We start from the raw sequence: 15633 nt of genomic DNA, 5'->3' as shown, positions 1-15633 counted from the left end.
GTTCTGGTAAGACACTTCATAGGTGCGAAGATAATAAAATGAGTCGATAGAAGGTAAGGTGATAATCATACGTCGATTGAAAAGTGCTGTTATGTTTAGGTGTTTTTCGTGGCTTCAGGTTAAGTGTTGTGAATAAGTACACTTAGGTCACTGAAAGGGGTTGAGAAGTAGAGGGCGATTAGTCTAAAGTTGTCTGGAGTGAAATATCCCTAGATTGCTGGGCTTGTGGGTAAATAAGCCTATGAGCATCAGTATTACCCAGTGATTCAATGTCAGCTAGAGCAGGAGAATCAGCAATGACTCATGAAACTAAAACTATGGAAGTACCTGTCGCTATCGCTGAGAGAGTACAGACTTTAATTGATGCCTATATAGCAAAAGAAAAATTCAATGCGGAACGTAAAGAGATAGTGAATAACTTACTTTCCATGGATAACCTTAGCTGTGAAATGGCGGTTTATAGTTTACCTCAGGGGGAGTTGCTAGACACACTCAGATTTGTGTATGAGCTTTCCGGTACAAATAGTAAGTTTGTCAAAAACATACTGACGCAATCAAGAGAGAACCCTAAGAAGGTTTTATCTGATGCTCAGCGATCTTCAGCTAAGAGCCTGTTGTTTAATCTGATCAATGATCCTTCTGTTGTTTCAGCCATGAAAGAGATTTAAGTACAGCGCTTCATGTTTGCTTAAGGCTTCTTGAGGGTAAGTTGATTACCCTCTTCTATTATTTGAAGAGAGCATTCTGGACTAAGATTTGGCTGAGTTGATTAAGGCGTATACCAAGCGACAGATGTGAAATACAGATTTCAGAAATGCAAAAGGCCGAAGTGGTTATTAACCGCTTCGGCCTTTCTATATTTGGTGGCCCCTCCCAGACTTGAACTGGGGACCAAGCGATTATGAGTCGCCTGCTCTAACCACTGAGCTAAGGGGCCAGTGTGCGAGAAATTATATGGGATGCAGGATCGCTTGTCTATAGCTTTCCTTGGCTAAATTGTGTGCTTTTTCAACACTTAAGATGTAGAGGCTTGATTGGTAGGTTATTACAGGCAATAAAAAAGCGAGCTGATAAGCTCGCTTTTTTGAATAACTAACTAGCGATGATATAAGTGCTACTTACTCGTCTAGGAAGCTACGTAGTACATCTGAGCGGCTTGGGTGACGTAGTTTACGCAGCGCTTTCGCTTCGATTTGACGAATACGCTCACGCGTTACGTCAAACTGCTTACCTACTTCTTCAAGCGTGTGGTCAGTGTTCATGTCGATACCAAAGCGCATACGCAGAACTTTAGCTTCACGAGGCGTTAGGCCAGCTAGCACTTCGTTTGTAGCACCACGTAGGTTAGTCGCTGTTGCGGCATCCATAGGTAGCTGAAGCGTTGTATCTTCAATGAAATCACCTAGGTGTGAATCTTCGTCATCACCGATAGGGGTTTCCATTGAGATTGGCTCTTTTGCAATCTTCAGTACTTTACGGATCTTGTCTTCCGGCATTTGCATGCGTTCAGCCAATTCTTCCGGCAACGGCTCACGACCCATTTCTTGTAGCATCTGACGTGAAATACGGTTCAGTTTGTTGATCGTTTCGATCATGTGAACCGGAATACGGATGGTACGTGCTTGGTCAGCGATTGAACGAGTGATAGCCTGACGGATCCACCACGTTGCGTAAGTCGAGAACTTGTAACCGCGGCGGTATTCAAACTTATCAACCGCTTTCATCAGACCGATGTTACCTTCTTGGATAAGATCTAAGAATTGTAGACCACGGTTGGTGTATTTCTTCGCGATAGAAATAACCAGACGTAAGTTCGCTTCAACCATCTCTTTCTTCGCACGGCGTGCTTTCGCTTCACCGATAGACATGCGACGGCTGATATCTTTGATACGCTCGATCGTTAGGCCAGTTTCTTTCTCAAGAATATTTAGCTTAGATACGGCACGGCGAAGATCTTCTTCGTACGTTTTTAGGCGCTCAGAGTAAGGTTTACCTGCATTCAGTGCTTCGTCGATCCACTCTGCTGAAGACTCGTTACCTGAAAATAGGTTTACGAAAGTTTTCTTCGGCATTTTAGAGTTATCAACACACATACGCATGATAAGACGCTCGTTAGTGCGTACCTTATCCATTGACGCACGTAGCGAGCTTACAAGCTTATCGAACTGTTTTGGGATCAGACGGAATTGTTTAAATACTTCAGACAATTCTTCAACGGCAGTTTCTGTGTCTGCATGATGACGACCATTAGTCGTAATCGCAGTTGCCATTCTTTCGTAAGACGTGCGTAGCTCCATGAATTTTTCACGAGCAAGCTCAGGGTCGATACCTGTGTCTTCTTCTTCTTCGTCTTCGTCGTCGTCAGAATTCTCAAGATCTTTATCTTCGTCTTCTAACTCAGTTTCGCTTAGCTCTGAACCAATGTGGGTTGCAGTTGGTGCTGTTGTACCGTCATCGTTCGGGTCAACAAAACCAGAAATGATGTCAGTAAGACGAAGTTCATCGGCTTCAACTTTGTCGAATTGCTCGAGTAGGTGAGCAATCGCAGAAGGGTATTCGGCAACAGAGCACTGAACTTGGTTAATACCATCTTCAATGCGTTTGGCGATATCAATTTCACCTTCACGAGTCAGTAGCTCGACTGTACCCATTTCACGCATGTACATGCGCACTGGGTCAGTAGTACGGCCGATCTCGCTTTCTACGCTAGATAATGCTTGCGCCGCAGCTTCGATGGCGTCTTCATCTGCATTATCTTCAGTCATCATCAATTCATCGGCATCAGGGGCAGTTTCAACTACCTTAATACCCATGTCATTGATCATCTGAATAATGTCTTCAACCTGATCGGAATCTACGATGTCTTCCGGTAGGTGGTCATTTACTTCGGCGTAGGTCAGATAGCCTTGTTCTTTGCCTTTCGCGACAAGTAACTTTAGCTGAGACTGCGGATTTTGCTCCATAGACGATATCCAACTTCGGGTCTGAGTGAGAATAGTAGAATGCAGAAATGCAAACCGTTAATTATAACAAACTTCTAAACTGTTGGCTAAATATTAGCCGGGACGATTGAGCAACAACAACTGCAATTCCCGCTTCTCTTCGACTGATAAGCCGATAGTATTCGATTTAGCCTGCAACTTTTCTATTTGCTGTCGGACACACTGGTCAAAAACTTTATCCAATGCGTCTAAAAATACATCGTGTGTGTTGTCTTCGTTATCCAACAACGGCAGTTCCCATGCGGCTAATCGTGCCATCATGGCTTCACTTTTGCGGCCTCGCCAGTTTTCAAGTAGCTGGCCTGTAGTTATATTGGGGCGCGCGCGACACTTATCAACTATTGACAACAATAAATTTAGTCCCGCGATATCAATACCTTCAAATGTCGAGGTATCAAATGCGAGCGTGTTAACAAAATTTGGGTTCTGAACTAGCAGTGCAATGACTTCTCGCATTGGTGTGCGTTTAATTTCTTGCTGCGGCTTTTTAGGTTTATCGGCCACATTTTGTTTTAATTCAATGCGAATTTGATCGGGCGGTAACCCTAAGTTATAGCCTAGCGTATTGATTAAGTATTGACGTAATGTTTCACCTGCCACTTTCTCAATCAAAGGGGCTGCGAGTGTTTTTAATTTAGCTTTACCTTCACGTGCGCTGGTGTCGACTTGCTGGATCAGCGAGTTAAACATGAAGTCTGACAGCGTCATTGCATCGGTAACGCTTTGTTCAAACGCCTCTTTACCGTACTGACGAATATAGGAGTCAGGGTCTTCACCATCAGGTAAAAACATAAACTTCAATTGGCGACCATCGGTAAGAAATGGCAGTGCTTGTTCCATTGCGCGCCATGCTGCATCGCGGCCAGCGCGGTCACCATCGTAGCAACAAACCACCGTACCTGTTTGGCGAAATAAGGTTTGCATGTGCTCACCCGTTGTTGCTGTTCCCAAGGACGCAACAGCGTAGTCCACACCAAACTGAGCTAGCGCGACCACATCCATATAACCTTCAACAACCAGCAGGCGCTCAGGTTCACGGTAAGCTTGCATGACTTCGTACAAGCCGTACAGTTCACGGCCTTTATGAAATATTGGTGTTTCGGGTGAGTTAAGATATTTAGGTGTACCATCACCTAATACTCGTCCACCAAAGCCAATTACGCGGCCACGGCGATCGTGAATCGGGAACATGACGCGACCACGAAAACGGTCGTAACGACGACCGTTGTCGTTTTCGATCAACATGCCTGTTGTCACTAACGCTTCTTGTGCGTTGTTATCTCGGCCAAAACGGCTACGAACTAAATCCCATTGGTCGGGAATATAGCCAATACCAAACTTTTTGACTACATCGCCAGATAAACCACGATCTTTTAAATAATCGATCGCAATTTTGCCATCTCCAGCACGAAGCTGAGATTGATAGAACTGGGAAATCTGGCCCATTAAATCGTACAGGTTGCGCTTTTCCGCGGTACGTGGACCGGATGGTTCGCCACCATTTTCTCGTGGTACTTCTAACCCAAGTTGCGATGAAAGCTCTTCAATGGCATCAACAAAATCTAAGCGGTCGAATTCCATGACGAAATCGAGCACATTGCCGTGCACACCACAGCCAAAACAATGATAAAACTGTTTTTCTTGGCTGACAGAGAATGAAGGGGTTTTTTCGTTGTGGAAAGGGCAGCAGGCACCGAAGTTTTTCCCTTTCTTCTTTAGCTTCACTCGTGCGTCAATCACGTCGACAATATCATGACGTGCGATGAGATCATCAATAAACGAACGAGGGATTTTTCCTGCCATACAACGTGTTAAACCTACTTCTTCGGGTGAAATACCACCAGGAAATGGTGATTGAGTGTTTTATTTTTACTTGAAATATACAGGGTTAGAATACAGACAAGCCGCGCATTCCTAAAAGGATAGCACGGCTTGTTGCAGAGCTGGGGGAGTTTTAACCTAGTTTAGTTTTCACTAATTGGCTAACTTTCCCCATATCAGTACGACCCTGAATTTGAGGCTTTAATACGCCCATAACTTTACCCATGTCTTGCATACCTGCAGCACCAGTAGCAGCAATAGCTTCATCCAGTAAAGCGGCAACTTCGTCGTCGCTTAGTGGTTGAGGCATAAACTCCTCTAGGACTGCAATTTCAGCATGCTCAACATCAGCAAGGTCTTGACGGCCCGCTGCTTCATATTGAACAACAGAGTCACGGCGTTGCTTCACCATCTTGGTTAGTACACCAATCACGTCGTCTTCGGAAAGAGTGATCTTTTCGTCAACTTCACGTTGTTTGATTGCTGCCATAACAAGGCGGATGGCACCAAGGCGAGGTTTATTCTTCGCCTTCATTGCCGTTTTTTGTTCGTCTTTTAGACGTTCAATCAGAGTCATATCACGTTCCTTCTGATAATCGTTAGATTAGTACAGACGAACGCGACGCGCGTTTTCGCGAGCCAATTTCTTCAGGTGACGCTTAACTGCCGCTGCTTTAGCGCGCTTGCGTACTGTCGTTGGCTTTTCGAAGTGCTCGCGACGACGTACTTCAGAAAGAACGCCTGCTTTTTCACAAGAGCGTTTAAAACGACGTAGTGCTACGTCGAACGGTTCGTTTTCACGTACTTTGATTACTGGCATGTAATACTCACCTCTGAGTGATTCGGTTTAACGCTGACAATCGTAATGAGTCAGCTGATTAAAAATGGTGCGAAATTCTAATCTGATCTAGGGGCATTTGTAAAGCATTCTGCAACCATGAACTGGTTAATTTTTGTCAACAGCGGTAACATGCCCATAATTACCACCAGTTACTAACTAGTATAGAGGTTGTTATGCGTATACTGGGCATCGAAACCTCCTGTGATGAAACAGGTATTGCAATTTTCGATGATGAAAAAGGCTTATTGGCTCATGAGCTGTATAGCCAAGTAAAATTACATGCTGATTATGGCGGTGTTGTTCCTGAATTGGCATCACGCGATCACGTGAAAAAAACGATCCCATTGATCAAGGCAACGTTGGCTAGTGCGGGTCTTACCCATGATGATCTAGACGGTATCGCATACACCGCAGGCCCTGGCCTTGTGGGGGCGTTACTGGTTGGTGCTACTATTGGTCGTAGCCTAGCTTACGCATGGGAAATTCCAGCGGTGGCGGTTCACCATATGGAAGGGCACTTACTTGCGCCTATGCTAGAAGATAATCCACCAGAATTTCCGTTTGTCGCGTTATTAGTGTCTGGCGGTCATACCATGATGGTGGATGTAAAAGGCATTGGTGAGTACCAAATTCTAGGTGAGTCTGTCGATGATGCTGCCGGTGAAGCGTTTGATAAAACCGCCAAGCTGATGGGACTTGATTACCCTGGTGGTCCACGTTTAGCGAAATTGGCAGAAAACGGCACAAAAGGTCGTTTTAAGTTTCCACGCCCGATGACAGATCGTCCTGGATTAGATTTTAGTTTTTCAGGTTTGAAGACGTTTACTGCCAATACGGTTCGCGCAAACGATGATGATGACCAAACGCGTGCAGATATTGCCTTTGCGTTTCAAGAAGCCGTTGTTGATACATTGGCGATCAAATGTAAGCGTGCGCTTAAGCAAACGGGTTACAAGCGTCTAGTAATTGCTGGTGGTGTGAGCGCGAATAAATATCTGCGTGAACAACTTGAAGTGCTGATGACTAACCTACGAGGTGAAGTTTTCTACCCTCGAACCGAGTTTTGTACTGATAACGGTGCAATGATTGCTTACGCGGGTATGCAGCGCTTGAAGAATCAAGAGACGATGGATCTGGCTGTGAAAGCGTACCCTCGTTGGCCGATTGATCAGTTAAAGCCTATTGGTGCAGATACTGAATAATCGCTATCTTAGAGATATGCAGATACCAAAAAACGGGCTAATCAGCCCGTTTTTTATTGAGCAACAAAAGTGATTTAGTCATCCAATACTTTGTTTTTTTTCTCGGCTTCAGCTTTATTGCCTTGACTGATTTTTTGCCAAATTTTGGTCTCATTACCATCAAGTAAGCGTTTCACGTTGTCGTGATGGCGCAAAACAATTAAGCACGAGAGCATGGCAACAGGCATGGTGTATTCTGGTTTTACCCACCATGTAAACAGTGGCGCAGCTAATGCAGTAAATAGCGAAGCGAGTGATGAATAGCCTGTGACTAACACAGCTAACAGCCAACAGCTAATTAACATGCCGCTAAGATCCCACCCAATTGGCGCGAGTCCACCTAGTGCCGTTGCCACCCCTTTACCACCACGAAAGTGGAAGAATATGGGATAGATGTGGCCCAGACAGGCGGCAATGCCGATAACGCCCAGTAAAAAGGGATTTACGTTAAGGAAATAGCTGATCCAAACTGGGATCATGCCTTTAAGAATATCGCATACCAATACCAGCGCGGCAGCTTTGCGTCCACCAAGGCGGTAAACGTTGGTAGCTCCTGGATTTCCAGATCCGGATTCACGAGGATCAGGCAAGCCAAAGAGTCGACAAATTAATACCGCACTAGAAATCGACCCTAGTAAATAGGCCCCAATAATGATCAAAAGTATTAATGGCGTCATGGTTACATCCTGCTAGCCAACAACATGTTCATTGTCACTTTAGTTGAATGATAATGATCACTGAGTTTCATCGTAGTGACTCATTCCTGTGATATAGTTCTTCACCTCTCACACCACTGCTATTACTCGGCAAGTGCTTGATATGCTCAGCGATGAGCGAAGTGGAGAGTGAATGTCATTTTTATTGACGATTACGACCTGATAATACGCGCTTTTGCTCACATTGGGTATCCGACCTCTAACAAAATTAGCGATTGAACATGGACTCAGTATTTATCGAACAACTCGAAGTTATCGCCACTATTGGAGTGTATGACTGGGAGCAGGAAATTAAACAGAAATTGGTATTGGATTTGGAGATGGCTCACGATAACCGTCCTGCCGCCAATAGTGATGATGTCGCCTATGCCCTAAATTATGCGGCGGTGAGTGAAGCGGTTACAGCACACATTCAGAACGGTCGTTTTCTCTTGGTAGAGCGCGTGGCAGAAGAAGTTGCCTCGTTATTGATGACGCAATTTGGTGTGCCATGGTTGCGTGTTCGTGTGACCAAACCTACCGCTGTCGCCAATGCGGGTGGTGTTGGCGTTCAAATTGAACGAGGCACAAAGTGACACGAACTTTTATCAGCATAGGTTCCAATATCGAGCGTGAGCATCATATTCATGTGGCGATGACTGAGCTGAAAAAGTTAGGTGTACATTTTGAAGTGTCCCGTATTTTTGAAGCGGAGCCTGTTGGGTTTAGTGGCCCAAATTTTTATAATTGCGTGGTAGCGTTAGAGACGTCTTTGTCGTTGTCGGTATTGCAGCAGACTTTAAAGCAGCTAGAGCTGGATTATGGTCGCGCACCCGATGCGAAGAAAAATCAAAGCCGAACGTTAGACTTAGATATTTTGTTGTACGGTAATGTTCAACAAAATTCCTTGCCGACGTTACCTCGCGCAGATATCTATAAATTTGCTTTTGTTTTATGGCCAATGGCTGAGATCGCTCCTGATATGAAAATTCCAGGGGAGGATCGCACCATATTGCAGCTATGGAATGAGTTTGGAACTGAGCAGGCTTTATGGCCTGTAGATGTTATTTTTGAGGGATCTCATGAGTCACTTTGAAGCTTTTGTGTTAGCGCTTATTCAAGGGTTAACCGAGTTTTTGCCGATTTCAAGTTCGGCGCATTTAATTTTACCTTCTCAAGTTTTTGGTTGGGCTGATCAGGGGCTTGCATTCGATGTTGCCGTCCATGTTGGTACGTTAGCTGCGGTGATCTTGTATTTCCGTAAGGAAGTGGTCGCGTTGTTATCAGCTTGGGTTGCGTCGATTTTTAAAGGTCATCGCAGTGCTGAATCGAAACTGGCTTGGATGATCGCATTGGCGACGATCCCTGCCTGTATCTTCGGTTTGTTGATGAAAGACTTCATTGAGCTGTACCTACGTTCCGCGTGGGTGATTGCGTGCACGACGATTATTTTTGGCCTGTTACTTTGGTGGGTGGATAAGCGTGCGACTCAGCAAGTGAATGAATACCAAACGGGTTGGAAGCAAGCCTTGTTTATTGGTCTCGCGCAAGCGGCTGCCATTATTCCTGGCACATCGCGTTCAGGGGCAACCATGACAGCGGCGCTACATTTAGGGTTTACCCGTGAAGCGGCAGCCCGTTTCTCGTTCCTGATGTCGATCCCGATTATTCTACTGGCGGGTAGTTACTTAACTTTGAAGTTAGTGACTAGCGGTGCACCGATTGATTTTGGCGGTTTAGGTATTGGTCTGGTGGTGTCGTTTGTAAGCGCATACGCCTGTATTCATGTGTTCTTGAAGCTAGTGACACGTTTAGGCATGCTACCGTTTGTGATTTACCGTCTTCTACTGGGTGTCGGTTTGTTTGCATTTTTATTGATGCAATAGCAAATGCACAAACAGAGACACTAAAAAAGGCTCAAACCTGCGAAGGTTTGAGCCTTTTTTATTTCGATATCTCGGATATTAAAGGCATTAAAGAGATTACAGTATCAAAGGTCGTTAGTTTGCTGCTTGGCGGTATTGAGTCAGCACGACGTCAACAGCTTGGCTGCGTTGAATGGCTAATTGTTCTTTGATTTCTTTGCCTTTGAAACCTGCTTCGACAATGGGTTTAACTGCCACGGCAACGGCGGCGTCAAAGCATTGCATGAGTAAATCGGCTTGTGGGTAAGCATCGTTCTCAAAGCCTGTACGGCCACGGACATCGGCACGGCAACATAGCCCCAATTGCATGACTCTTTCTGGTTTTCGCCATGCATCGATTTGATCGAATATTTTAATGAAGGTATCAGGACGCATTTCATCGGCGCGATGGATTTTGGTGTGTTGAGCACACACCATTAAGGCTGTATCGCGGTAATCGTTGGGTACGCGTAGGCGCTGACAAAGTTGCTTTATCGCTTTGAGCCCTGTGTGACAGTGCATTTTGTGGCTTGGCCATTCGCTCTCGGGTGTTAGCGCTTTGCCTAAGTCGTGTACTTGGGCGCAAAAACGAATAATAAGGCTTTCACTGAGTAAGGCGGCTTGCTTAGCCACCAGTAGCGTGTGAATACCACAGTCAATTTCAGGGTGCCACTTCTCTGGCTGAGGAACCCCAAAGAGGGCATCAATTTCAGGCATGATAACGTGTAATGCACCGCACTGGCGCAGTACTGTTAGAAACACTTCTGGATTGGTGTAACCGAGCGATTTTTCCCACTCTTTCCAGACACGCTCAGGGGTTAGTGCATTGAGTTCACCGTTCACGACCATTTCTTGCATGAGAGCCATGGTTTCTGGTGCAATGTGAAAACCAAGGTGAGCAAAGCGAGCAGCAAAGCGCGCGACGCGCAGTACACGCAATGGGTCTTCGATAAAAGCAGGCGAGACATGACGCAGCCATTTATTGGCGATATCAGCTTGGCCATTGTAAGGATCAATCAAGGTGCCATCATCAGCTTGAGCGATCGCATTGATAGTAAGATCACGGCGCATTAAATCTTGTTCCAGAGTCACATCTGGTGCCGCGTGGCAGACAAAGCCAGTATAGCCTTGGCCAGACTTGCGCTCGGTACGCGCTAACGCATATTCTTGTTTATTTTTCGGGTGCAGAAAAACGGGAAAGTCACTGCCGACTTGGCTATAGCCTTGGGCGATCATTTGTTCTGGGGTTGCTCCGACGACAACCCAGTCTTTGTCTATGACTGTTAGACCGAGAAGTGCGTCACGTACCGCACCTCCAACAAGATATGTCTGCAAATCTAGCTCCTATCATGTAACTATGCGATTTATCGTTATAGAATCATTTTTGTTATCGGTATCAGAGTATAAAGCATGTATAAGGATTTTTTCGGTATAACTGAGGCGCCTTTCTCAATTGTGCCTAGCGCACGATTTCTTTACCTTAGTGATCGTCACCGAGAAGCGCTTACACATTTGCTCAATAGCTTAACTGACGGTGGTGGTTTTGGGCTGCTAACAGGGGAAGTCGGCACAGGCAAAACGACAGTATTACGTGGCCTTATCGCTCGTTTGACTCAAGATACTCAAGTTGCCGTGATTTTAAATCCTGCGCTTTCGGCGCAGGAGTTGTTAGCCTCCATTTGTGATGAACTAGGGTTAACCTACCCAGTGGAAGCCAGTTACAAAGTGCTGACAGATACCATCTATAAGCATTTATTGAGTAATCACAGTGAAGGCCGTCAAACACTGCTATTGATCGATGAAGCACAGCACTTAATGCCAGAGGTGCTCGAGCAACTGCGCTTGTTGACTAATCTTGAAACTGAAAGCCGTAAACTGCTTAAAGTGGTATTGATTGGGCAGCCAGAATTACAACAACTGTTGCAGCAAGAACGCTTGCGTCAGTTAGCACAGCGGATCACCTCACGTTATCACTTGTTAGCGTTAACAGAACAAGAGGTTTGTGAGTATGTGCATTATCGATTGCGTGCAGTTAATTGTTTGTTTGCCGTATTTGATGATCAAGCTATTGCTGTGATCGTTAAGCGAACGCAAGGGATACCACGTTTAATTAACTTGGTGTGTGATAAGGCGATGCAGTTGGCGCACCAACAAAGCACTCAGCAGGTGTCTAAAGCATTAATGAGTCGTGCTTGTGACGATGTATTAAGTTGGCACCTTCCTGTGGGGTCATCGACGGGAGCGGCGCCTACAACGCAACAAGTGCGTAAGGAGCCGGGTCACCCTGCACCCAATACAATAACGCAGAGTCTAACGGTATTAACGTTAGGCATTGCCGTTGCGCTGGGGGGCTATTGGTTTGCTCAGCAACAAGGTTGGCTGACGGTGGCGGATGAGGCGCAAGTTTTACCATCGACAGCTCAGCCTTTAGCGAATATTCAGATCCAGTCAGAAACCACGCTGCTCGAGCAAGCAATTGCACAAAGTAGGAGCGAGCGGGATGCCATGCAAACCTTATATCGACTATGGGGTTACGATACATCACCAAGCCAAGCGAATTGCACGACGAGTCAGCGTTTGTATTTATCTTGCTATCAAGACAAGTCGACAAATATAACGGCGAGTATCAGTGGATTAACCCTGATCAATCGTCCTGCGCTAATCAGCATGAACAGCGAGGAATTTGGACGCTATTTCGCGGTACTTTATCGTTATTCGCGTGAGCAGGTTGAGTTACTGGTTGGTGGTCAGCGTATAGCGGTGAGCCATGCGTGGTTTGCTCGTCACTGGCAAGGTGGCTATACCTTGTTATGGCGCCCTCCACTGGGGGATAAGACCAGCATTCGCTTTGGACAGCGCGGTGAACGAGTGGAATGGCTCAATCAACAATTAAGCCTCTTATTGGGGGAGCCGAGCGCGAAGCATAATCGCTTTGATCAGAGCGTGCTGGATAAATTACGCCGTTTCCAGCAGTCTCAAAGTCTTTCTGCGGATGGTATTGCCGGGCCAAAAACATTGATGATGATTGATGCCGCCTTAAATTTACCAGGGCCAACATTACAGCCGAGAGAAAGCTAATGTCGAAGTTATTTACCGCGATAGCTCAGTCTGAACAGAGCTATCAGGCGCAATCAGCCCCTAACACGCTTGCCTATGCGCCAGAGAAGGCCGTGCCGACGTCACACCGAGGATGGGGAAGTATGGCATTGTTTGCTCTACCTATCGTCGCTGTGCTGGGATACACGGTGTTGTGGCCCCACTTAACAGCCTCAGGTCTCTTTGTTGCTAGCAAGGCTAAAGAGTCAGAGCATAAAGCGGTTGTGGACGTTCACCTTGCTACGACGAACACTCAGCATGATGTGTTGTCTGATGTTATTTTTCTACCTTATCCAGAATTGATCACCGAAGCCTTACCCGATCCTAACTGGAATCGTCCGCAGTCTGTCGCTGTCAGCAATACGAGCCACTCGCCGAGTGAGTCTGAGGCACGTGCAGCGTTGAATGAGCCAAGAGTTATTTCGGCAGAGCCTCGTGACCCTAGCAGCGACGGCTGGGGGCTGGAGAGCTTAGACTTATCAGGTCTGTCACCTGAACTTGCCGAACAGCTGCAATCTGCGATTGCGGCAACGGATGCACATCAAGGTTTTGATTCTGCTTCACCTTCACCTTCACCTTCAGTCGATAGCTCGACCTTACGTGCTACCTCGGAGCGAGCTACAACGCCGCCACCAAGTCAACAGGCTGCAAAAGTGGTTATGGCGATTGGTGATTTACCCGCAGATGTACAGCAGCGTTTACCGACGATGAATTTACAGACGCATATTTACTCGTCGAGTGCGAAAAGCCGTTGGGTGAAAGTGAATGGACGCGAGGTGTTTGAAGGGGATGTAGTTGCACCGGGGGTGACATTGCACAGTATCGAGCCACGCCAAGTCGTATTGGATTTTGAAAAATACCATATTGCGATGCCTGCGTTATCGGAATGGTAATCGAATGAAGGTCATGCATGACGTGTTCTAAGCGAGTGATGCAGGCTGAGTGAAAAAAAAGGGTAGCCAATGGCTACCCTTTTTTGTCTTGTTTACTGAAGCTCGTCAGTATTATGCCCAGCCGTTGTTGCTCTTACGACGACGAGGGATTAAATGTGGCAGTACTAAACCAAGTAACAGACCAACACCTGCAACCATGCCACCGTAAGTGAACCAGCGCATTAGCAGGTCATCTTTTTGGGTATCGATCTTGGCACGAAGCTCACGAATTTCAGCCTGAGATGTCATTAGCTGATCATTCAGGTTGGTATTTTGTGTTTCAAGCTCGGTGATTTGGTCGTTACGTAGTGTCAGTGAATTTTTCAGACCCGCATTTTGCTCGTCACTTGATTTCACTGCTTCTGCTAGAGCGGCTTTCACTTTTGTCAGCTCTTTCTCTAGGGCAGGTACACGGTCTTTCAAGCCAACTTGGCGTGAAATAAATTTGCTGCTCACCCAGCCTGTACGGCCGCGGCTATCAGTAACACGGCTATAGCCTGTGTCTTTATTGGTTTCCAGTAGTGAAACCTTAGTGCCAGCATTCACACTGCCGATAATACGGAATTGTGTGCTTGGGCCTTTGTGCATGTAAGTAAACAAGTCGTCAGAGATATAACGTACTTGTTCCGCATGTGCTGGGGCAGTCACCACAGCGCAAGCGAGTAATAATAAGCTGATTAGTTGCTTCACGATTTGATCCTTGAGGAGCCTGAATACAATGTTGGTTCCGATACTAAAAATTTTACGCGCAAGGTGCAAGAAAAGAGGGAGGCAAAGCCTCCCTCTTTTGAACCTGTGCCACTAATTAACCGAAGATGGCTTGCATTACGTAGAAGAAAATGACTGCAAGTAATGCCCCTGCTGGGAGGGTAATAACCCAAGATGCAACGATGTTACGTACTACACCTAGGTTAAGTGCCGCGATACCACGCGCAAAACCAACACCCAATACCGCACCAACAAGTGTTTGTGTGGTTGAGATTGGTAAGCCAGTACCAGAAGCCAATACAACAGTTGACGCTGTTGCTAGCTGAGCGGCAAAGCCACGGCTTGGTGTTAGTTCAGTAATACCTGTACCAACAGTTGCCATTACTTTGTGGCCCATGGTCGCAAGGCCGACAACGATACCGATACCGCCTAGTGGAAGGATCCACCATGCAATCGAACTTTTCGTTGTGATTTCGCCCATGTTTTCCACGGTGGAAACAACAGCAGATAGAGGACCAATCGCATTAGCTACGTCGTTTGAGCCGTGTGCAAACGCCATCGCACAAGCGGTTACAACCATTAGTAAGCTGAATACACGTTCAACGCCGGCATAGCCATTGCTGTCCACTGAACTACCATCGTCGGTATATTTACGGCCAATGTAGACATAGCCTAAAAACATAACGACAGCTGAAACGGCAATAGAAGCCATCCAAGCTTCACCACTTGAAAGGTGAAGGCCAACGTGTTTAAGACCTTTTTTGATGGTTACCAATGCAATAACAAGTGCAGTGATAAACATGTAAACAGGTACAAAACGTTTAGCGTTTACGAGTGGATTATCGGTATCAAAGATCAAACGCTGAGCACTGATAAAAATCATGTAAGCAAACAAGCCAGAGATCAGCGGAGTGATCAACCAACTGCCTACAATGCCTTGAACAGAAGCCCAATCTACAGCTTCAGTACCAACAGACACACACGCAAAACCGATGATAGCACCGATGATTGAGTGAGTTGTCGATACCGGCCAACCCATGTAAGACGCAAGTAATAGCCATGTACCAGCAGCAAGTAGCGCTGACATCATGCCGTATACCAACACTTCAGGTTGAGCAGCATAGAGAGATGTTTCAATAACCCCTTTACGAATCGTATCGGTAACTTCACCGCCGGCAAGGTATGCACCTGCAAACTCGAAGATCATTGCAATAATGATTGCTTGTTTAACAGTAAGCGCTTTTGAACCGACAGATGTACCCATTGCATTGGCAACGTCATTTGCACCAATACCGATTGCCATCATAAAACCAAAGATAGCCGCCACCAAAATAAGAATGGTGCCGTAATTAGCCAGGATTTCCATTGTAAAACCTTGTTTTTGTTAATTCTC

The 15633-nt window shown here is 46.1% G+C and carries 15 protein-coding genes and 1 tRNA gene; 7 read left to right on the top strand and 9 right to left on the bottom strand.

The window, feature by feature from the left end; genetic code table 11:
- The first annotated feature begins 296 nt into the window (after positions 1–296).
- Complete coding sequence (locus OCU87_RS14880) at positions 297–668, top strand: hypothetical protein (protein WP_062691779.1); 372 nt, start codon at positions 297–299, stop codon at positions 666–668.
- Between the two features lie 193 nt (positions 669–861).
- Here OCU87_RS14880 and OCU87_RS14875 read toward each other — a convergent pair.
- From OCU87_RS14875 to rpsU, 5 genes are all read right to left on the bottom strand, one after another.
- Positions 862–937 (bottom strand) — tRNA-Ile (locus tag OCU87_RS14875).
- A 181-nt stretch (positions 938–1118) separates the two neighbouring features.
- Positions 1119–2963 carry an RNA polymerase sigma factor RpoD gene (gene rpoD / locus OCU87_RS14870; RefSeq protein ID WP_261857478.1) on the bottom strand — a complete coding sequence of 615 codons (1845 nt, stop codon included), beginning with the start codon at positions 2961–2963 and terminating at the stop codon, positions 1119–1121.
- A gap of 93 nt (positions 2964–3056) precedes the next feature.
- Positions 3057–4805 (bottom strand): DNA primase, encoded by a 1749-nt coding sequence (dnaG, locus tag OCU87_RS14865; protein ID WP_261857477.1) that lies wholly within the window; start codon positions 4803–4805, stop codon positions 3057–3059.
- A gap of 151 nt (positions 4806–4956) precedes the next feature.
- On the bottom strand, positions 4957–5400 hold the full coding sequence (locus OCU87_RS14860) for a GatB/YqeY domain-containing protein (RefSeq protein ID WP_094956119.1): 444 nt from the start codon (positions 5398–5400) through the stop codon (positions 4957–4959).
- A gap of 27 nt (positions 5401–5427) precedes the next feature.
- Positions 5428–5643, bottom strand: coding sequence for a 30S ribosomal protein S21 (gene rpsU / locus OCU87_RS14855; protein ID WP_062691783.1), 216 nt, complete (start codon positions 5641–5643; stop codon positions 5428–5430).
- Between the two features lie 194 nt (positions 5644–5837).
- Here rpsU and tsaD point away from each other — a divergent pair, with 194 nt between their 5' ends.
- Positions 5838–6866, top strand: a complete 1029-nt coding sequence (gene tsaD, locus OCU87_RS14850; protein ID WP_062691785.1) for a tRNA (adenosine(37)-N6)-threonylcarbamoyltransferase complex transferase subunit TsaD — start codon at positions 5838–5840, stop codon at positions 6864–6866.
- Between the two features lie 74 nt (positions 6867–6940).
- On the opposite strand, the gene plsY is transcribed toward tsaD, so the two are convergent.
- The gene (gene plsY / locus OCU87_RS14845; RefSeq protein ID WP_062691787.1) at positions 6941–7582 is read right to left on the bottom strand and encodes a glycerol-3-phosphate 1-O-acyltransferase PlsY; all 642 of its coding nucleotides are present in this window, start codon (positions 7580–7582) and stop codon (positions 6941–6943) included.
- Between the two features lie 260 nt (positions 7583–7842).
- Between plsY and folB the strand changes: the two genes are divergently transcribed.
- The 3 genes from folB to OCU87_RS14830 are packed head-to-tail and all read left to right on the top strand — an operon-like array spanning position 7843 to position 9486.
- A complete protein-coding gene (folB, locus tag OCU87_RS14840) occupies positions 7843–8196 on the top strand; it encodes a dihydroneopterin aldolase (RefSeq protein WP_062691788.1) in 354 nt (117 codons plus the stop codon).
- Positions 8193–8696 (top strand): 2-amino-4-hydroxy-6-hydroxymethyldihydropteridine diphosphokinase, encoded by a 504-nt coding sequence (gene folK / locus OCU87_RS14835; protein WP_094956118.1) that lies wholly within the window; start codon positions 8193–8195, stop codon positions 8694–8696. Before folB ends, folK begins: the two co-directional genes overlap by 4 nt.
- Positions 8683–9486 carry an undecaprenyl-diphosphate phosphatase gene (locus tag OCU87_RS14830; protein WP_062691792.1) on the top strand — a complete coding sequence of 268 codons (804 nt, stop codon included), beginning with the start codon at positions 8683–8685 and terminating at the stop codon, positions 9484–9486. Before folK ends, OCU87_RS14830 begins: the two co-directional genes overlap by 14 nt.
- A gap of 114 nt (positions 9487–9600) precedes the next feature.
- On the opposite strand, the gene OCU87_RS14825 is transcribed toward OCU87_RS14830, so the two are convergent.
- Positions 9601–10839 carry a multifunctional CCA addition/repair protein gene (locus OCU87_RS14825; protein WP_062691794.1) on the bottom strand — a complete coding sequence of 413 codons (1239 nt, stop codon included), beginning with the start codon at positions 10837–10839 and terminating at the stop codon, positions 9601–9603.
- Between the two features lie 75 nt (positions 10840–10914).
- On the opposite strand from OCU87_RS14825, the gene OCU87_RS14820 reads away from it, so the two are divergent.
- Positions 10915–12582, top strand: a complete 1668-nt coding sequence (locus OCU87_RS14820) for an ExeA family protein (RefSeq protein ID WP_261857476.1) — start codon at positions 10915–10917, stop codon at positions 12580–12582.
- Positions 12582–13493 carry a general secretion pathway protein GspB gene (locus tag OCU87_RS14815; RefSeq protein ID WP_261857475.1) on the top strand — a complete coding sequence of 304 codons (912 nt, stop codon included), beginning with the start codon at positions 12582–12584 and terminating at the stop codon, positions 13491–13493. The genes OCU87_RS14820 and OCU87_RS14815 overlap by 1 nt, the downstream gene beginning before the upstream one ends.
- 111 nt (positions 13494–13604) lie before the next feature.
- Here the strand turns inward: OCU87_RS14815 and OCU87_RS14810 are convergent, their stop codons facing one another.
- Positions 13605–14222 (bottom strand): TIGR04211 family SH3 domain-containing protein, encoded by a 618-nt coding sequence (locus OCU87_RS14810; protein WP_094956113.1) that lies wholly within the window; start codon positions 14220–14222, stop codon positions 13605–13607.
- A 115-nt stretch (positions 14223–14337) separates the two neighbouring features.
- Entirely contained in the window at positions 14338–15606 is a 1269-nt protein-coding gene (locus OCU87_RS14805; protein ID WP_062691798.1) for an inorganic phosphate transporter, read from the bottom strand.
- Positions 15607–15633: the final 27 nt, after the last annotated feature.

Origin of the sequence: Photobacterium sanguinicancri (genome assembly GCF_024346675.1) — a bacterium.
In the GTDB taxonomy this organism is placed as follows: Bacteria; Pseudomonadota; Gammaproteobacteria; order Enterobacterales; family Vibrionaceae; genus Photobacterium; species Photobacterium sanguinicancri.
This window is presented reverse-complemented; position numbering and strand designations above follow the sequence as displayed.